The organism is Halomonas salipaludis, from assembly GCF_002286975.1.
Lineage (GTDB): Bacteria > Pseudomonadota > Gammaproteobacteria > Pseudomonadales > Halomonadaceae > Franzmannia > Franzmannia salipaludis.
In genome coordinates, this window is record NZ_NSKB01000003.1 from 85,289 (window position 1) to 102,473 (window position 17,185).

General features: G+C 62.8%; 19 protein-coding genes and 1 pseudogene. 12 read left to right on the forward strand and 8 right to left on the reverse strand.

The window, feature by feature from the left end; genetic code table 11:
• Position 1: 1 nt before the first annotated feature.
• The 6 genes from CK498_RS07970 (at position 2) to CK498_RS07995 (ending at position 7,285) form a co-directional block, all read left to right on the forward strand.
• On the forward strand, positions 2-1,522 hold the full coding sequence (locus CK498_RS07970) for a tripartite tricarboxylate transporter permease (protein WP_095620353.1): 1,521 nt from the start codon (positions 2-4) through the stop codon (positions 1,520-1,522).
• 89 nt (positions 1,523-1,611) lie between these two features.
• Positions 1,612-2,583, forward strand: coding sequence for a Bug family tripartite tricarboxylate transporter substrate binding protein (locus CK498_RS07975; RefSeq protein ID WP_095620354.1), 972 nt, complete (start codon positions 1,612-1,614; stop codon positions 2,581-2,583).
• A 235-nt stretch (positions 2,584-2,818) separates the two neighbouring features.
• Positions 2,819-4,294 carry an alanine/glycine:cation symporter family protein gene (locus CK498_RS07980; RefSeq protein ID WP_095620355.1) on the forward strand — a complete coding sequence of 492 codons (1,476 nt, stop codon included), beginning with the start codon at positions 2,819-2,821 and terminating at the stop codon, positions 4,292-4,294.
• Between the two features lie 66 nt (positions 4,295-4,360).
• Positions 4,361-5,779 carry an aspartate ammonia-lyase gene (locus CK498_RS07985; RefSeq protein ID WP_095620356.1) on the forward strand — a complete coding sequence of 473 codons (1,419 nt, stop codon included), beginning with the start codon at positions 4,361-4,363 and terminating at the stop codon, positions 5,777-5,779.
• Entirely contained in the window at positions 5,764-6,786 is a 1,023-nt protein-coding gene (locus CK498_RS07990; protein WP_095620357.1) for an asparaginase domain-containing protein, read from the forward strand. Before CK498_RS07985 ends, CK498_RS07990 begins: the two co-directional genes overlap by 16 nt.
• Positions 6,787-6,940: 154 nt before the next feature.
• Positions 6,941-7,285: a hypothetical protein gene (locus CK498_RS07995; protein ID WP_095620358.1), complete on the forward strand. Its 345-nt coding sequence runs from the start codon at positions 6,941-6,943 to the stop codon at positions 7,283-7,285.
• On the opposite strand, the pseudogene CK498_RS26965 reads toward CK498_RS07995, so the two are convergent.
• The 4 genes and pseudogenes from CK498_RS26965 to CK498_RS08015 form a co-directional block, all read right to left on the reverse strand.
• Positions 7,272-7,427 (reverse strand): annotated as a pseudogene (locus CK498_RS26965) (IS30 family transposase); the annotation flags it as partial. The gene CK498_RS07995 and the pseudogene CK498_RS26965 sit on opposite strands and share 14 nt — an antisense overlap.
• Positions 7,428-7,545: 118 nt before the next feature.
• Complete coding sequence (locus tag CK498_RS08005) at positions 7,546-7,905, reverse strand: nuclear transport factor 2 family protein (RefSeq protein WP_095620359.1); 360 nt, start codon at positions 7,903-7,905, stop codon at positions 7,546-7,548.
• Positions 7,906-8,013: 108 nt separating this feature from the next.
• Complete coding sequence (locus tag CK498_RS08010) at positions 8,014-8,463, reverse strand: cupin domain-containing protein (protein WP_095620360.1); 450 nt, start codon at positions 8,461-8,463, stop codon at positions 8,014-8,016.
• Positions 8,464-8,849: 386 nt separating this feature from the next.
• The gene (locus CK498_RS08015) at positions 8,850-9,806 is read right to left on the reverse strand and encodes a helix-turn-helix domain-containing protein (protein ID WP_217987728.1); all 957 of its coding nucleotides are present in this window, start codon (positions 9,804-9,806) and stop codon (positions 8,850-8,852) included.
• A gap of 109 nt (positions 9,807-9,915) precedes the next feature.
• Between CK498_RS08015 and CK498_RS26150 the strand changes: the two genes are divergently transcribed.
• On the forward strand, positions 9,916-10,080 hold the full coding sequence (locus CK498_RS26150; protein WP_176475749.1) for a hypothetical protein: 165 nt from the start codon (positions 9,916-9,918) through the stop codon (positions 10,078-10,080).
• A gap of 8 nt (positions 10,081-10,088) precedes the next feature.
• Here the strand turns inward: CK498_RS26150 and gloA are convergent, their stop codons facing one another.
• The 3 genes from gloA to CK498_RS08030 all read right to left on the reverse strand — a co-directional run bounded on the left by gloA (position 10,089) and on the right by CK498_RS08030 (position 12,890).
• Complete coding sequence (gene gloA / locus CK498_RS08020; protein ID WP_095620362.1) at positions 10,089-10,622, reverse strand: lactoylglutathione lyase; 534 nt, start codon at positions 10,620-10,622, stop codon at positions 10,089-10,091.
• An 84-nt stretch (positions 10,623-10,706) separates the two neighbouring features.
• Entirely contained in the window at positions 10,707-12,290 is a 1,584-nt protein-coding gene (locus CK498_RS08025; RefSeq protein WP_095620363.1) for a GMC family oxidoreductase, read from the reverse strand.
• Between the two features lie 36 nt (positions 12,291-12,326).
• Entirely contained in the window at positions 12,327-12,890 is a 564-nt protein-coding gene (locus CK498_RS08030; RefSeq protein ID WP_095620364.1) for a tat (twin-arginine translocation) pathway signal sequence, read from the reverse strand.
• A gap of 257 nt (positions 12,891-13,147) precedes the next feature.
• On the opposite strand from CK498_RS08030, the gene CK498_RS08035 reads away from it, so the two are divergent.
• Together CK498_RS08035 and CK498_RS08040 are read left to right on the forward strand one after the other, a co-directional pair.
• Positions 13,148-13,447 carry a ribbon-helix-helix domain-containing protein gene (locus tag CK498_RS08035; RefSeq protein WP_095620365.1) on the forward strand — a complete coding sequence of 100 codons (300 nt, stop codon included), beginning with the start codon at positions 13,148-13,150 and terminating at the stop codon, positions 13,445-13,447.
• A gap of 80 nt (positions 13,448-13,527) precedes the next feature.
• Positions 13,528-13,956, forward strand: a complete 429-nt coding sequence (locus tag CK498_RS08040; RefSeq protein ID WP_229359032.1) for a C40 family peptidase — start codon at positions 13,528-13,530, stop codon at positions 13,954-13,956.
• A 15-nt stretch (positions 13,957-13,971) separates the two neighbouring features.
• On the opposite strand, the gene mntR is transcribed toward CK498_RS08040, so the two are convergent.
• The gene (gene mntR / locus CK498_RS08045; RefSeq protein ID WP_095620367.1) at positions 13,972-14,448 is read right to left on the reverse strand and encodes a manganese-binding transcriptional regulator MntR; all 477 of its coding nucleotides are present in this window, start codon (positions 14,446-14,448) and stop codon (positions 13,972-13,974) included.
• A 145-nt stretch (positions 14,449-14,593) separates the two neighbouring features.
• Between mntR and CK498_RS08050 the strand changes: the two genes are divergently transcribed.
• From CK498_RS08050 to CK498_RS08060, 3 genes are read left to right on the forward strand one after another with little or no spacing between them, the layout of a single operon-like run.
• Entirely contained in the window at positions 14,594-15,499 is a 906-nt protein-coding gene (locus tag CK498_RS08050; protein WP_095620368.1) for a metal ABC transporter solute-binding protein, Zn/Mn family, read from the forward strand.
• Positions 15,492-16,271 carry a metal ABC transporter ATP-binding protein gene (locus CK498_RS08055; protein ID WP_095620369.1) on the forward strand — a complete coding sequence of 260 codons (780 nt, stop codon included), beginning with the start codon at positions 15,492-15,494 and terminating at the stop codon, positions 16,269-16,271. The genes CK498_RS08050 and CK498_RS08055 overlap by 8 nt, the downstream gene beginning before the upstream one ends.
• Positions 16,272-16,314: 43 nt before the next feature.
• Positions 16,315-17,184: a metal ABC transporter permease gene (locus CK498_RS08060; RefSeq protein ID WP_095620796.1), complete on the forward strand. Its 870-nt coding sequence runs from the start codon at positions 16,315-16,317 to the stop codon at positions 17,182-17,184.
• The last annotated feature ends 1 nt before the right edge of the window (position 17,185 follow it).

Below are 17,185 nucleotides of genomic sequence, written 5' to 3' on the forward strand. Positions count from 1 at the left end.
CATGATCGGATTCGATGCCATCTTCACCTCCTTTTCCGCGGCCTTTCACTACCAGTCCATCACCGTCATTCTCGGCGGGGTGCTGCTCGGCTATATCGTCGGGGTGATTCCCGGGCTCAACCGCTCGGTGGCCATCGCCATCGCCATCCCGCTGACCTTCTACATGTCGGCCTATGCCGCCATCGCCTTCTTGATTGGCCTCTCCAAGGGTACCGCCGCGGGCAGCGCCGTCTCGGCGATCCTGCTGAATACCCCCGGCGAGCCCTCCTCGGCGGCCACCTGTCTCGACGGCTACCCCATGGCCAGCGCCGGCAAGCCGCGCAAGGCACTCAAGGTGGGCCTGCTGGCCTCGGTGATCGGCGATCTGCTGGCGACCCTGCTGCTGATCGTCGTGGCCATCCCGTTCGCTGCCGTGGCGCTCAAGTTCGGCCCCTACGAGCTGGCGGCGATCCTGATCTTCGCCCTGGTGTTCATCGCCGGCATGGCCGGCGGTTCCTTCCTCAAGGGGCTGGCCGCCGGGGGCATGGGGGTGATCCTGGGTACCGTGGGGCTCGACCCGGAGACCGGCGCCATGCGCCTGACCTTCGGCTATGCCGAGCTGATGGAGGGCGTGCCGATCCTGCCACTGGTAATCGGCACCCTGGCGCTCTCCGAGATGTTCGTGCAGCTCGACGAGTACCGCCGCAACAAGGATGCCGCCGTCATCAAGCTAGGCAACAGCGCCGATGACGACCTCTCCTATGGCGAGTTCAAGGGCACCCTGCCGACCATCTTGAAGAGCACCGGTATCGGCGCCTTCGTCGGTGCGCTGCCGGGCCTTGGCCCCTCGGTGGGCGCCTTCATGGCCTACGGCGTCGCCAAGCGCTCGGCCAAGGACCCGGACAGCTTCGGCAAGGGCAACCCCAACGGCATCGCCGCCGCCGAGGCCGCCGATAACGCCGTGATCCCGGCCAGCTATATTCCGCTGTTCGGCCTGGGGATCCCGGGCAGTGTGTCGGCGGCGCTGCTGGTCGGCGCCTTCATGATCCACGGCATCCAGGTCGGCCCGCTGATGCTGCGCGACCATCCGGAGATGCTGTTCACCATCTTCTCCGGGATGATCGTCGCCAGCCTGCTAATGCTGGCGGTGGGCTGGTACGGGCTACGCATCTTCGCCAAGGTCACCAGCGTGCCGCCGCATATCGTGATCTCGGTGGTGATCTTCCTGTGTCTGGCCGGCATCCAGGTCCAGGGTTATGGCACCTTCGGGCTGATCGTGGTGTTCGGCTTCGCGATCTTCGGCTACTTCCTGAAGAAGCTCGACTACTCCTTCGTCACCTTCCTGGTCGCCTTCATCGTCACGCCGATGCTGGAGATGAACCTGCGCCAGTCGATCATCCTCTCCGGTGGTGAGATATCGATACTGCTCGATCGCCCCATCGCGCTGGTCTTCGTGGTCATCACCGTGCTGATGGTGCTGCACCTCGGCTGGAGCAGCTATCGGCGCTGGATGCAGGTAAGACGCCAGGTACCGCAAGTGTGATGTCCGGCCGGCGCTAGGGCCGGCCCCTATCACGTCCCCAGGGCCAATGAGCCCAACCAACACAACAATGCAACCAAGAGGTTCCGATCATGAAAATGCAACTGCTGGGTACTGCTCTCCTTTCCGCCGCCATGGCCGTTGGCGTGGCCGGACAGGTCCAGGCCGACGACTTTCCGAGCAAGCCGCTGACCCTGGTGGTCGGCTGGGGCGCCGGTGGCAGCACCGACATCCAGGCCCGCGTGCTGGCCAATGTGCTCGAGGAGCAGCTCGGCCAGCCGGTCAACGTGGTCAACCAGCCCGGGGCCGGCGGCGGCGTGGCGCTATCGCGCCTGGCGGTCAGCGACGACGAGGGCTATACCTTCGTCTTCGGCACCTCGATGACCATCACCTTCGGTCCGCTCTCCACCGAAACCAACTACCAGCTCGACGACTTCCGCTACGTGGCCGGCGTGACCCTCGGCCAGTCGGCCATCGTCACCGGCGAGGACCGCCCGTTCGGCGACACCTGGGATGGCCTGATCGAGTACGCCAAGGAGAACCCGGGTACCAGCTACGCGACCCAGACCGCGCTGGACCGCATGATCATCGAGTACATCGCCCAGCAGGAAGGCCTCGACCTGCGCATCGTGCCGACCTCCGGTGGCGCCGGCATGGCACCACTGATCCTCTCCGGCGACGTCGATTTCGCCTATAGCGGCGGCACCCACTCCGGCTACGCCGACTCTGGCGAGATGCCGGTGCTGCTGGGCCTGGCCGAGGACCGCCTGGCGGCCTACCCCGACGCACCGACCCTGCAGGAGGCCGGCTACGACATCAATGCCGCCGAGATCCGCATGGCCATGGTGCCCAAGGACACCCCGGACGCCCATGTCGAGCGCCTCGCCGAGGCCCTCGAGGTCGCCACTCAGGACGAGCGTTTCATCGAGATCACCGAGGAGCGCATCCTGATGCCGGTGACCTGGATGCCCGAGGACGAGGTCACCCAGACCCTCGACGATCAGGTGGCGGGCTACAAGGCCCTGCTCGAGGAGCTGGGCGGCCTGCCGCAAGACGAGGAGTGACCGAGGCACACCGCCCAGCATAGGCGGACAGTCTCTACTGCGCCCGGGGCCCGCGAAGAGCGGCCCCGGGCGTTTTTTTGGCGATAGCACCTAATGCATCAGACATCTGGTGCAGTGTGCTGCACTCGGTGGTGCCAAGAATGCAACGCAGTGCATCGTTGCGCCCAATTTTTTCCATCAAATCAACTGGTTTAATCGGGGAGCGCTACCAATAAGACAACAGCGGAGACCCATCATGCTTGACCTGCTCAACGAGCTCCTCTGGGGCAAAATCCTTCTCGTCCTGCTGGTCGGCGTGGGCATCGGTTTCACCGTTGCCTCACGCTTCGTCCAGTTTCGCTACTTCGGCCGCATGTTCCAGATCCTGGGATCTCGCCAGGCCTTCCGCCATGACAAGCACGGCCACCTCAGCAGCTTCCAGGCGCTGGTGCTGTCCGTCGCAGGCCGCGTCGGCGGCGGCAATATCGCCGGCGTCGCCGTGGCGATTACGCTGGGCGGCCCGGGGGCCATTTTCTGGATGTGGCTGGTCGGCCTGATGGGCATGGCCACGAGCTTCCTGGAATGCACCTTGGCCCAGACCTACAAGCAGCCTCAGGCCGACGGCACCTATCGCGGTGGGCCAGCCTACTACATCGTCAAGGGCCTCGGCCGCAACTGGCGCTGGCTGGCCGGCTTCTATTCGGTGCTACTGCTGCTGACCTTCGGCTTCGCCTTCACCGCCCTGCAATCCTACGCCGTGTCGACTTCGTTCAACGACGCCTTCGGCGTGCCGGTGCTCTACAGTGGCATTGCCCTGGCCATGCTGGTCGGCCTGATCATCTTCGGTGGCATCAAGCGGATCGCCCGCATCTCCGAGGTATTGGTGCCCTTCATGGCCGTCGGCTATCTGCTGATCGCGCTGATCGTGGTCGGCCTGAATCTCGAGCGCATCCCCGAGGTCATGACCCTGATCGTCAACAGCGCCTTCGGCCTCGAGCCAGCCATCGGCGGCGGCATCGGCGCGGCCATCATGATGGGCCTCAAGCGCGGCCTGTTCTCCAACGAGGCGGGCCTGGGCAGCGCTCCCAACGTGGCTGCCGTAGCCTATGTGCCGCATCCTGCCAACCAGGGCATCGTGCAGGCCTTCTCGGTGTTCATCGATACCCTGATCATCTGCTCTTCCACCGCTTTCCTGATCCTGCTCAGCGGCGCCTATGACCCGGGCGCCGGTGGCAGCATCGAGGGCATCGCCCTGACCCAGGCGGCGCTGGCCGACCACGTCGGCGAGTGGGGGCGCTCTTTCGTCAGCGTGGCACTGCTGCTGTTCGCCTTCAGCACCATCCTCTACAACTACTACCTGGGCGAGAACAGCCTGAACTTCTTCAGCCGCGACAACCAGAACCTGTTCAATGCCTTCCGCGTGGCCATCGTGCTGCTGGTGTGCTGGGGCGCCACCTCCGACCTGGGCACGGTATTCGGCTTTGCCGACGTCACTATGGGCCTGCTGGCGGTCACCAACCTGGTGGCCCTGATCCTGCTGTTCAAGACGGGACTGCGCATCCTCAAGGACTACGACGACCAGCGCCGCCAGGGCGTCAGCCAGCCGGTCTTCGACGCAAGCCAGCATCCAGACCTGAACCTCTATCCACACGCCTGGGACCTCGAGCCTGAGGACCAGGAGCATTTACGAGGCAGCACCGCCAAGGCGCCACACCGTCCCGTCGCGGAGTAAACGCCACGCGCCGGCCCTCGCTTAGCCAGGGTCGGCGTACTCTTCCAACGCTAGAGCGTCTACGCCATGACTACTCGTATCGAACATGATCTGCTGGGCGAGCGCGCCCTGCCGGCGGATGCCTGGTACGGCATCCAGACCCAGCGCGCGCTGGAGAACTTCCGCATCACCGGGATTCCGATCAGCCACTTCCCCGAGCTGGTGCAGGCACTGGCCATGGTCAAGTCGGCCGCCGCCAGCGCCAACCAGGCGGTGGGCGCCCTCGAACCCCACAAGGCCGCAGCGATACAGGACGCCTGCCAGGAGATCATCGACGGCGCGTTACACGACCAGTTCGTCGTCGACCTGATCCAGGGGGGCGCCGGCACCTCCACCAACATGAACGCCAACGAAGTGATCGCCAACCTGGCGCTGGCCAAGCTTGGTCACCCCAAGGGGGCCTATCAGCACCTACATCCCAACGACGACGTCAACCGCTCCCAGTCGACCAACGACGCCTACCCCACCGCCGCCTGCCTGAGCATGCAGTTCGCCGCGGAACCACTGATCACCGCCATCAGCGACCTGGGTGATGCCCTCCAGGAGAAGGCCGTGGCCTTCGCCGACGTGGTCAAGATGGGACGCACCCAACTGCAGGACGCCGTCCCCATGACCCTGGGGCAGGAGTTCGAGGCCTTCGCGGTAAACCTCGGCGAGGACATCGAGCGCCTGCGGGAAGCCCAGAGACTGCTGTGCGAGATCAACCTCGGCGGCACCGCCATCGGCACCGGCCTCAACGCACCGGCACGCTACCAGGCGCTGGCCGTCGAGCACCTGGCACAGTTGTCGGCGCGCCCGCTGGTGCCGGCGTCGCACCTCATCGAGGCTACCTCGGACATGGGTGCCTTCGTGTTCCTGTCGGGGATGCTCAAGCGCTTCGCCATCAAGCTCGGCAAGCTGTGCAACGATCTACGCCTGCTCTCCAGCGGGCCGCGCACCGGACTGGGAGAAATCACCCTGCCCCCGGTGCAGCCCGGCTCCTCGATCATGCCCGGCAAGATCAATCCGGTGATTCCCGAGGCGGTCAACCAGACCGTCTACCAGGTGATCGCCAGCGATCTCGCCGTCACCATGGCCGCTGAGGCGGGTCAGTTGCAGCTCAACGCCATGGAGCCGATGATCATCTACAACCTGCTCAATGCCATGCGCATGCTGGGCGAGGCCTGCCATATGTTGCGCACCCGCTGCATCGTCGGCATCGAAGCCAACCGCGAGGCCTGCGCCCAGCACGTCGAGCGCAGCATCGGCGTAGTGACCTCGCTGGTACCGCACATCGGCTACGCCAACGCCACGCGTATCGCCCGCCAGGCCCTGCATAGCGGTGCCACGGTCCGCGAACTGGTGATCGCCGAAGGGCTGCTGGATCCACAGCGGCTCGATGTACTGCTGCGCCCCAACGCCATGCTGGCCCCGATGCAAGAGGATCAACCATGCCGCGACTGCTGATTCTCTATACCGGTGGCACCCTGGGCATGCAGGCGTCACCGGCGGGCTACGTGCCCTCGGCCGACTTCGACGAGCGCCTGAACACGGCCCTGGCGGCCTATCCGGCCGGGACGCTACCGGACTACACCCTGCACCGCCTGCAGCCACTGATCGACAGCGCCGACCTTAGCCTGGGGTGCTGGAACCGCATGGTCAGCGTGCTGGCCGCGGCCTGGGAGCGCTACGACGGTTTCGTGATCCTGCATGGCACCGACACCATGGCCTACACGGCCTCGGCGCTCTCCTTTCTGCTCGGCGCGCTCGACAAGCCGGTGATATTGACCGGGTCTCAGGTTCCGCTAGGCGAACCGCGCAGCGATGCCCTCAATAACATCATCCTGGCCATGCAGGCGGCCACACACCCGGCTGCCCCCCGCGAGGTGTGCCTCGCCTTCCACGACCGCCTACTGCGCGGCAACCGTGCTCGCAAGTGCCGGACTCAAGGCCTGGATGCTTTCGACTCGCCCAACGCCCCCTGGCTCGGCGAGGCGGGCATCGAGCTGCACGTCTCAGCTCACGACCCGCTGCCGAGCGGCGCCCCCGAGCTGGCGGTGCCTGATTTCGACGCTGGCCGCGTCGGCGTGCTGCACTGCCACCCCGGACTGTCGCCGCGACAGGTCGCCCTGCAGCTCGACGATCACCAGCTTCAGGGCCTGGTACTGATGACCTACGGGGTCGGCAACCCGCCCGGTCTCGACGGTCAATTGCTCGACTGCCTACAGCAGGCCGCCGACAGGGGGCTGGTCATCTTCAACGTGACGCAGTGCGGTCAGGGCGCGGTGCAGCAGGCAACCTACGCCACCGGCAAACGCCTCCACGATGCCGGGGTGATCTCAGGGCAGGACATCACCCCCGAAGCAGCGATCACCAAGCTGCAGGTGCTGCTCGCTCGCGGGCAGTCCGGCCAGGCGCTACGCGACGCCCTGGGCCTGCCGTTGCGCGGCGAGATGCGTGCACCGACGAGCTAGGCTTCACCGATGTACAAATTTCGTCCAACTTTTACACGCGAGAAAAGGTAGCCATGCTTGCATCATGGTTCCCTCGCCCTGGGTGGGCAAAGAATTCGCCCCCGGCGCCAATCTCTCCTACATTACTTGTACATCCACTCTTGAGGCATTCGATATGGCCGAGAGTATCCACCCGGTCTCGGGCAATATCACCCTGAAGCAGTTGAGCCGCGGCATCGCCGATGGCCATACCCCAATCGTCGAGGTCGAGTCCCAGGACGGCATCTACATCGTGCGGCTGCACTACGCGAATGGCGTGGCCGAGCTGTCCGACGAGCACGGCAAGACCCGCACCTTCCTGGGCACCGGCGAGATCCGCGACCTGCTCGGTGAAACCGGCCTGACCCACGGCGTGCTGACCTGGGCCGACCAGTGCGGCGACGAGATGATCGGCGTTCCGGGACATGCCATTACCCCCGATGAGATGCTCGCCTACGGCACGCGGATCTCGTTTCGCTGAGAGACTGAGCCTGCTCGGGATCGTAGCCACTGGCGGTAGCGTTTCGGCGCAGCTCGCGGGCGATCTGCCTCTGGCTCATACCCAAGCCATGGCGGGCATGAATCAGGTATCGTTGGGTCTGGGTCAGCTGTCGGTATCCCATGCTCTGCTTCACTTTGATCGGTAAAGCAGGGAGGGTACCGGCGCTGGCCGGCCCTCTTGCTTCTACTGCGTGGTCCGAAGTGCTGCGGTTATTCTATGAATCCAGGTACTAGAGATCATCATCTTTGAAGGATGGTAAAGGTCTGGACTGCGATCTTTCCATTTTTCACAATCATCGTATCCGTTGCCTTTAGCACAAATGGCGCGGCGCTCCAAACCAAGTATGCAACATCACCAGACACTTCCTTCTTAACAACCTTGAAGGCTGCCCAGAATTCAGGACTAGCTGTTTCAAGGAAGCCTTCGAAGAAAGCCCGAATTTGATTGAGGCCAGCGTAGCGTTCTGTATCGGTGAGGACGACTGATGAATCCGCATAGTCATCCATAATAGAGTCAATGCCTTCTGCGAAGGAAGCTAGGTGATGATTGAACACATCTCCGGTGGCATCTTGAAAATCAGGCTCTTGAGTCAGGGTCATGACATCTTCCTCGATTTCAATCCCAAGGGTTACTCTCTATTCACATGTATCGGACATCACGAATAACACTCTGCCAAGCCGATGCCTCGGCTTGGCATTGAGTCTCTGTTATCTGGCCTCCTCAATATATGCCTCCCACGCGCCCTGGGCTTCGGACCATCCAATATTGGCAATCACACTTCCGTCCGGGTTAATAAATGCCAGAGGACCAAGAAAGGTCATATAAAACGCACTGGGCACAGGAAAGTATGTTTTATCGTGACAAGCACCTGAGGATTCAAACCCATAGCCTGGGGCGGTAGCCGTTTCACCCCCTTGGTCGCTGCCACCACGAACATCCATACGCCCCTTATAAAGAAAATATTCGCCTGGACCAGTATGGATATGGGAGTTGAAAGATGAACCGGCCGGGCATTCAAAGGCCGCAGTCCAAGAGCCCATTTCAGGGGAAACGTGGAGCAAGCGCCAAGTAATGCCACCAGCAGAGAAAGCCTCAGGGAAAGGGGCCCAAGGGTAGTCATCCATCTGTACATATTCTTCTACGGCTTTCGGCTTCATGACTCTTTACCTCTAATGTATTATATTTTGACTTCAATCACACCAATACAGCAGCAATCTCCTTTAACTCCTGCATGATGCGCACGTTCAATATAGCGGCTTGTGAGCACGCGGCTTGCCTGTGAGCGCAGGAGGACTGCTCTCTAAGTGCACAGCTTGATCGGTTGAGCTGAGGAAATACGCGCGGCTATGTGCCCTGATTGGCCACGGACAGGCGTCCTAGTGTCAAACAGGCAGTCTAACCGAAGCATATTGACTAAATTAGAAGTCGGGGAGTACAGACAGTGCCTGGAACATCGTGACACCATCGAGATGGTAACGCCCAGTGACGTAAAAAAAGCAATAGAAAATATTACAACACTATAAACCCACTGAGACTTTCCGCATTAATGAATGCTGCCATTTTTAACAATTATTGCCTTTCGATAGTCACGCGGGGAAACACCAAAAGCATCTTTAAACCTTCTGCTGAAATGCGCCGCGTTATGAAAGCCCCATGAATATGCAACTTCCGATATTGCTCTCTGATCCATACTAGGATTAGAGAGCTCCCGCTGACAGCGGAGCAGGCGTTGATGAATAATAAACTTCTGAACCGTTTGCCCTTCCTCCTCGAATAGTGAGTACAAATATCTCAACGACATGTTGTTAGAAACTGCAATTTCACTCGGTGTTAGCATGGCGTCATCAAGATGCTCCTCAATGAATTTTTTAACCAACCCCAAACGCTGACTCTTCTGGCATATTGAAACTTTTCCATCCGCACCTAACGAGCTCACTAACGTACCAAGCATACCCTCCGTCAAGGCTTCGCCATTGCGAATACTTCCAGAAAACAGCTCCGGCACAATGGACTTTACGAGAGGATAAATCAAGGCTGACGCTGTGGAGCCATGGGCATGCATATTGCGGATAGAATGCCAAGTGCCAGGCAACCAACTTCTCAATCGCGCAAGTGGCATAATAATGGATATCTTCTGAAGCCGCTGCGTCACTTCAAACTTCATTGGCCGGGTTGTATTCCAAATCAGTAGGTCACCCGGACCCAACCTGTACGACCTGGAATCTATAGTGAAGACTTCCCCCCCTGAAATGATAAGTTGAATTGCCAGCATTTCAAGATCATCCGCTGCGATTTGCCGCCCTCCTCGGGAAGCACTACATGGATCGCAAATACATTCAACCAGCTTGAAATTACCAATTGTGCGAGAAGCTAGCTGGGCACGAAAACAGACCGATGCAGAAGCGCTGGGAACCCAAGTGCCATATACCCTGCTCAATTCATCGTTCCACTGTTCGTATGGCATGGAAGCACCCAGTTCATGGGTGATCCCCTCCGGCATCGGTATAGACATCCTCAATATGACCTCTCATTCTTGTATTCTTCCCCACTATCAACTATAGACAGCGATCTCTCGATTCTCCAAAGCTTTGCCCTAAGCGGCGTGCTCAGTGGCCTCACCGATCTGCTGGGGCCTAGCCCTGCCCAAAGCGGTGATCCTCCGGCCCAGCGTGCTGTTCGACCCCGACGACGCCTTCCCTCGACGCTCGCCGGGCGGACCCGAGGTGCTGAGCTACCTGAACGACAGCCTGCCCGCCTGCCTACCGGGAGAGTGAGGCCCGGCTCAATCGCCCAGGGCAGCGAGCCGGGCCGCCTCGACGATCTCGATCCAGTAGCCGTCGACGTCCTTGACGAAGGCCACGTCCTTCATCTTGCCCTGATCGGGGCGCTTGACGTACTCGACGTCGTTGGCATCGAACCAGGCCACCGCGGCGTCGAGGTCCGGCACGCTGAAGCAGATATGCCCGAAGCCCTGGGGCTCGGCATTGCCGTCGTGGTAGGCGAAGTCGTCCTGGCTCTCGGTGCCCCAATTGTGAGTCAGCTCGAGCAAGCCCTTCTGGCTGAAGGTCCACACCGTGCGCTGCCCGTCATCTTCCGGCACCTCGTCGCCAGCCTCGAGCTTGGCCAGGAAATAGAGGCTGAACTGCATCTCCTCGAAGTCGAGCCGCCGCACCACCTGCATGCCGAACACCCGGGTATAGAAGGCCAGCGCCTTCTCGGGATCCTTGATACGCAGCATGGTGTGGTTGAGACGGAAACCCTGGGATTCGGCGCTGGGGGCCACTACGCCGGGGTACTGCTCACCGTTGAAGCTCATTGGTCCTCTCCTTGTCATATATGGCAGTGTCTAGTCGCTATGGGGGCGATGGGGCCGAGTTACCAGCCCCCCTCGCTACCAGTATCATACGGCACCCTCGCGCATCAGCTGGCCGATGTGCTCCGCCTGGCGGATCGCCAATGAAACGATGGTCAGGGTCGGGTTTTCTGCTGCCGAAGTGGTGAACTGACTACCGTCGGAGATGAACAGGTTGGCGATCTCATGGCTCTGTCCATAGGCATTGCAGACGCCATCCTCGGCGCGCTCGCTCATTCGACAGGTGCCCAGGTTATGGGTCGATGGATAGGGCGGCACCTCGTAGATATCGCGTGCCCCCACCGCACGATAGAGCTCACTGCCCTGTCGATAGCCGTGCTCGCGCATTGCCACATCATTGGGATGGTCGTCGTAGTGCACATTGGCCACCGGCAAACCGTATTGATCCTTGGCCGCATCGCTGAGTGTGATGCGATTGGTGTCCCGCGGCATATCCTCGCCCACCAACCACATGCCTGCCATATGGTCATACTGGTCGAGAGCGCCGGTGAAACGGCTGCCCCACGCCCCCGGGTCGAGAAACGCCGCCATGAACGGCAAGCCTAGCGCCAGGGTTTCCATTTCGTAGCCGCCGACGAAGCCCCGCGACGGGTCATGTCGCGACTCGTCAGAGATGATCCCGGCCATGGTGGTGCCGCGGTACATATGCACCGGCTCGTCGAACGTGGCGTACACGGAGCCTGTCATGTGGCGCATGTAATTTCGCCCGACCTGCCCCGAGCCATTGGCCAGGCCATCGGGAAAACGAGACGATGCCGAGTTGAGCAGCAGCCTCGGCGTTTCGATAGAGTTGCCCGCGACGGCGACCAGGCGCGCCTTCTGACGCTGCTCGTTGCCCTCGGCATCGAAATAGACCACCGCCGTGACTCGGCCGGTATCGTCATGCTCGATGCGCGCCACATGGGACTCCGCGCGCAGTTCCATGTGCCCAGTGGCGATTGCTTCAGGCAGCTCGGTATACAGCGTCGACCACTTGGCCCCCACCTTGCAGCCCTGAAAGCAAAAACCGCGCTGCTGGCAAGCGGCCCGACCGTTGCGGTTCTCACTGTTGATGGCCATGTGTCCGGTATTGCAGGAGTAACCGAGCTTTTCGGCACCGGCATGCATGACCTTGAAGTTGTTATTGCCGGGTAGCCCCTTGTTGTCGTGAGTGCGGGTCACCCCCATGCGCCGCTCGGCGTTGTCGTAATAGGGCGCCAGGTCAGCGTAGCTCAGCGGCCAATCGAGCAGATTGGCATCCGCCACCGCGCCGTAGGCCGTCAACGCCTGGAACTCGTGGGGCTGAAAGCGCAGGCTGGCGCCGGCCCAGTGGACCGTGGTGCCGCCCACCGACTTGACGATCCACGCCGGCAAGTTGGGGAAGTCCTGGGCGAGGCGAAAGCTCCCCGAGGTCGTACGCTTGTCCAGCCAGGCCAACTGAGCGAAGGACGCCCACTCATCGGCGAGAAAGTCACTGCGAGTGTGCAGCTTCCCGGCTTCGAGCACCACGACATCAATGCCCTGCTGGGCGAGTTCATTCGCCAGGGTACCGCCGCCGGCCCCCGAGCCGATGATCACCACGACGCTGTCGTCATCGTGGGAATAGGTATGCTGTTTATCGGTCATGGCCATGATGGCGACTCCTCATATCGTTGTTGTTGGAGCGACTCAGACGCTTTCATTGGGCAGATAGCCGCCCGCCGGCTTAGGGGGGTCGGGTAGCCAGGTCAGGTCGTTGAAGCCACGCTGTAGATAGCCGGCATTGCCTTCGCTGCCTTGATAGCCGAAGTGGGCGTAAGCCAGCGGATTGTCATAGAGCGTCACGATGGCGGGCCCGCGAACTTGCTCAAAAAACGCCGAGCCAGCCATGGCCTCGAGCTGCACCAGGCGCTCGGTCTCCGCTAGAGACAGCCAGTCGCCCCCGGCTGCTGCATCTAGCTCGGCCACCCCCTGTTGCAGAAGGTCGAGCGTCTCGCTATCGGCGGCACGCCGATCCTGGTCCTTGACCGTCAACGCATAGACGGCATCTTCCAATTCAGAATGGGGAAATATCTGCCGCGTCATGGCGAGTAGCACCTCGCCTTCATGGGAGCTTAAGTGGTCGAGCGACATCGCCCAGCTGCGCGACGGTGCCAGCAGGGCGATGGGGCCGCTGGCCAGAGCCAGGGTGCCTGCCAGCACCCCACCGCTGGACTTGAGGAAAACACGACGGGTAAGCGACGTGGTCAACATGGCGAGCCTCCCAAGGGAGCAGGCGGGGGCGATTTCCATCGTCTCCCGCGATTGTTGTGATTATCGGGTAGACGCATCCATTGGCATCTCATTGCAGGCTAGGCCGAGCGCTCCTGCAAGGGGTAACAATGGGCTACTACGTAGACCAAGGTCTGGGCAAACGGGCCAAGGCAACGTCTCGTGTTCAAGGGGGATGGCCGCGCCGCAAGGATGGCGCTAATGTAAGATAGGTAACGGCGACGAAAGAGGGCCTCGGCATGTGCCACGTCTATGCTTCAACCGATCCGCAGCGCTATGACAGCACCACACGCTCGGTGCGCCTGCAAGGCTGCGTGACGAGCGTACGCCTGGAAAACGAGTTCTGGGAAATCCTCGACGGCCTGGCCGCCGGTCAAGGCATGTCGGCCGGCCAGTTCATCAGCAAGCTTTATGGTGAAGTGATTGCCGACAAGGGCGATGTGCCCAATCTAGCCTCGATGCTACGTGTCGCCTGCGCCGTGCATCTACATATCCGCAATGCCACCGCCGCCACCGATCAAGGACGCCAACTGGCATGATGCGAGCCGCTTGTGCACAGCTTCAGGTCTTTTCAAAAACACGCCTTTGGCACGTATGGCCACTGCTACTCGCTCTGCTAATGAGCGGCTGCGCCAGCCGCGACATCGCCACCCGCGATGCGCCGATCGACGCTGACGGGCTCTCCATCGAGCGCGCCATGATACTGGCCAACGCCCAGCAGGCGCTGGGCACGCCGTATCGCTTCGGGGGCAACTCTGCGGATGGACTCGACTGCTCGGGGCTGGTGGAGATGGCCTATCGTGCCGCCGGGATCCGCGTGCCGCGCACTGCCCATGACCAGTTCCGCCAGCTGCCGCAGGTGGACGAGGCACGCCCCGGCGACCTGCTGTTCTTCGGCAGCGGGCGCAAGGCAACCCACGTGGGGATCTATCAGGGCGACCGCCAGATGATTCATGCCCCGGGGCGCGGCCGCGAGGTGGTCAGCGTGCCGCTGGATATCGACTACTGGCAGAATCGCTTCCTGGGAGCCGCCGGGCCGGCCCCATGAGCGCCGGACAGCGCGTCAGGACGACTCGCGCTGCTGGCTGAAGCGCTGCATCGCCGCCAGGGTCTCCTCGCTGACGTGATGCTCCATGCCCTCGGCGTCGATGCGCGCGGTGTCGTCGCTGATGCCCAGGGCACGCAGAAACCGCAGCACGATGGCGTGCCGCTGGCGTGACATGGCGGCCATCTCTTCCCCACGTTCGGTCAGGAACAGCGAGCGATAGGGCTTGCTGGCCACCAGGCCGAGCCCCTTGAGCCGCGCCACCATCTTCGACACCGTCGCCTGGCTGACCCCCATGCGCTGTGCAATGTCCGCCGAGCGGGCTTCTCCCTGGTGCTCGATCAGATCGCCAATCAGCTCGACATAGTCTTCCAGCAACTCGGTTTCATGGGCGTTACGCACGGCAGCGTACTGCTGAGCGTGCTGGTCGCTCGGCGGCAGCGCATCCGCTTCGCAGAGACACGGGGAGGGGCTTTCATCTGGGGGCTCGATCATGCGACGAATATAGCCAACCTCCCCTGATGCAGCAACCTCTCTTCATTGCAGTCTTGCGCAATACAGTTAGCCTTTGCTAAGTTATTTTGACTATACTCAAGAAAGCCAAGTGGCCGCTCTTTGGCCCTTACCAGCGGAGATCAGCATGCAAGCACATATGCGCGGCGCCTTGCTCAGCGCCCTGGCCATGGGGCTGGCGAGCACCGCTCAGGCGCAGCCACTCAACGTGGCGGTGACCTTTTCGGTACTCGGTGACCTGGTCGAGCGGGTCGCCGGCGAGGATGCCGCGGTCAGCACCCTGACCCCGGTGGGGGCCGAGGTGCATGAGTGGGAGCTGATCCCCAGCAACTTCGTCGACCTCGAGGACGCCGACCTGGTGTTCTACAACGGCTACGGGCTCGAGCAGTGGCTGCCCCAGGTCGAGTCGAGCGTCGGCGACAATGTTGCCGTGGTGGCGGTGGCCGAAGCCTCCGGCTATCCCACCCGGCCGATCGTCACCGGTGAGCTTGCCGGCGAGCCGGACCCGCACCTGTGGATGGACCCACGCGCCAGCGCCGAATACGCCCGGGTGATCGCCGACGCCCTGAGCGAGGCCAGGCCCGAGGCCACCGAGGGTTTCCAGGCCCGCGGCACGGCACTCGCCGAGTCGCTCGAGGCGCTGCACGCCGAGATCGAGGCGGCGCTGGCCGAGATCCCCGCGCAGCAGCGCCTGCTGATCACCAGCGAGGCGGCCTTCCTCTACTTCGCCGACGCCTTCGGCTTCGAGCATGACGGCATCTGGGGCACCAACGCCGAGGAGGAGGGCACCCCGCGCCAGCTGATGCGCATCGTCGATCTCATCGAGGCGCGCCAGCCGGCGGCGATCTTCTGGGAGAGCACCATCTCCGACCGCCACGTGCGCAGCGTCGCCGAAGAGACCGAGATCGCCATCGCCGGGCCGCTGTACGTCGACTCGACTAGCGACGCCCAGGGCGAGGCACCGGACTACGCCGCCATGCTGCGCCACAACGCCGCCCTGCTGAGCGAAGCGCTGGGGGCCCAGCGTGACTGATGCGCCGGCCCTCGAGGCGCGCCGGCTATTCGCCGCCTACCACCGTGAGCCGGTGCTCAGCGACATCAGCCTGACGCTTGCCGCCGGCCAGTGGACCGCCATCGTCGGCCCCAACGGAGCCGGCAAGTCGAGTCTGCTGAAGGTGGTGCTCGGCACCCTGCGGCCGCTGCGCGGCGAGCTGAGAGTCCTCGGCGCCAGCGCCAGCCAGCAGCGCCGCGCGGGCAAGATCGCCTACATGCCCCAGCACGAGCAGGTGGAGTGGGATTTTCCAGTCTCGGTGCGCGAGACGGTGATGACCGGCCGCTACGGGCTGATGCGCCGCGACCCCTGGTGGCAGCGCGTGGTGCCCCAGCGCTGGGCCAATTCGCTGCACCGCGACGCTGTCGATGAGGCGCTGGACGCCGTCGACATGCGCGAGCACGCCGCGCGCCCCATCGGCGAGCTTTCCGGGGGCCAGAAGAAGCGCGTGATGCTGGCCCGGGCACTCGCCCAGCAGGCCGAGATCCTGCTGCTCGACGAACCGCTGGCCGGTGTCGACCCACCCAGCGAGCGGCTGATCCTGCGCATGCTCGAGCGCGAGCGCCGGGCCGGCCGTAGCATCGTCATGGTCACCCACGATTTGCCCAGTGCCCGCCAGCATGCCGACCAGGTGGCGCTGATCAATCACGTGCTGGTCGGCATCGGCGCGCCCGACGAGATGCTCAGCGACGCCATGCTGGCGCAGCTGGCCGTAGGTGGCTCGCCCAAGGGAGGTCTGTGTGTCGCTGCTTGAGGGCCTGGGCAACGGCCTGATCGAGGCCTTGATCGCGCTGCTGATGCTCGGCGTCAACCTGCTGCCCGAGAGCTTCTCGGCCGCGTTCGAGTATCGTTTCATGCAGCGCGCACTGCTGACCGCGGTGCTGGTCGGCGCCATCTGCGGCTTGCTCTCCAGCTTCGTGGTGCTCAAGCGCTGGTCGCTGCTGGGCGACGCCATCTCCCACGCCGTGCTGCCCGGCGTCGCCATCGCCTACCTGCTCGGCTGGCCGTTCTTCATCGGCGCCTTCATCACCGGCGCACTGACCTCGCTGGGCATCGGCGCCATCGAGCGCCACACCCGCATCAAGCCGGACGCCGCCATGGGCCTGATGTTCACCGCGGCGTTCGCGCTGGGCATCGTGATCATCAGCAAGATCGCCTCGAGCACCCACCTGATGCACATCCTGTTCGGCAACGTGCTGGGCGTGCAGACCTCGGCGCTGCTGCTCACCCTGATGGCCGGCCTGGTCACGCTGCTGGCGGTGTGGCTGGCCTATCGGCCGCTGCTGCTCTACACCTTCGACCCGCAGCAGGCCCAGGCGCTGGGCTTCAACGTCGGGCTGATCCACTACGGGCTGATCATGCTGCTGACCCTGACCATCGTCGCCAGCCTGGAAACCGTCGGCATCATCCTGGTGGTGGCGATGCTGATCACCCCCGGCGCCACCGCCCACCTGCTCACCGACCGCTTCAAGCCGATGCTGGCGATCTCGGTGCTAGTCGGCATCGCCTCGGCGGTGGCCGGGCTGCTGCTGTCGTTCCATTTCGACGTCGCCTCCGGCGGCGCCATCGTGCTGGTCGCCACCGCGCTGTTCTGCCTTACGCTGTTTGCCGCCCCCAGGCACGGCCTGGTGGTGCGTCTCTGGCAGCGCGCCCGGCTGAGCAGATGAC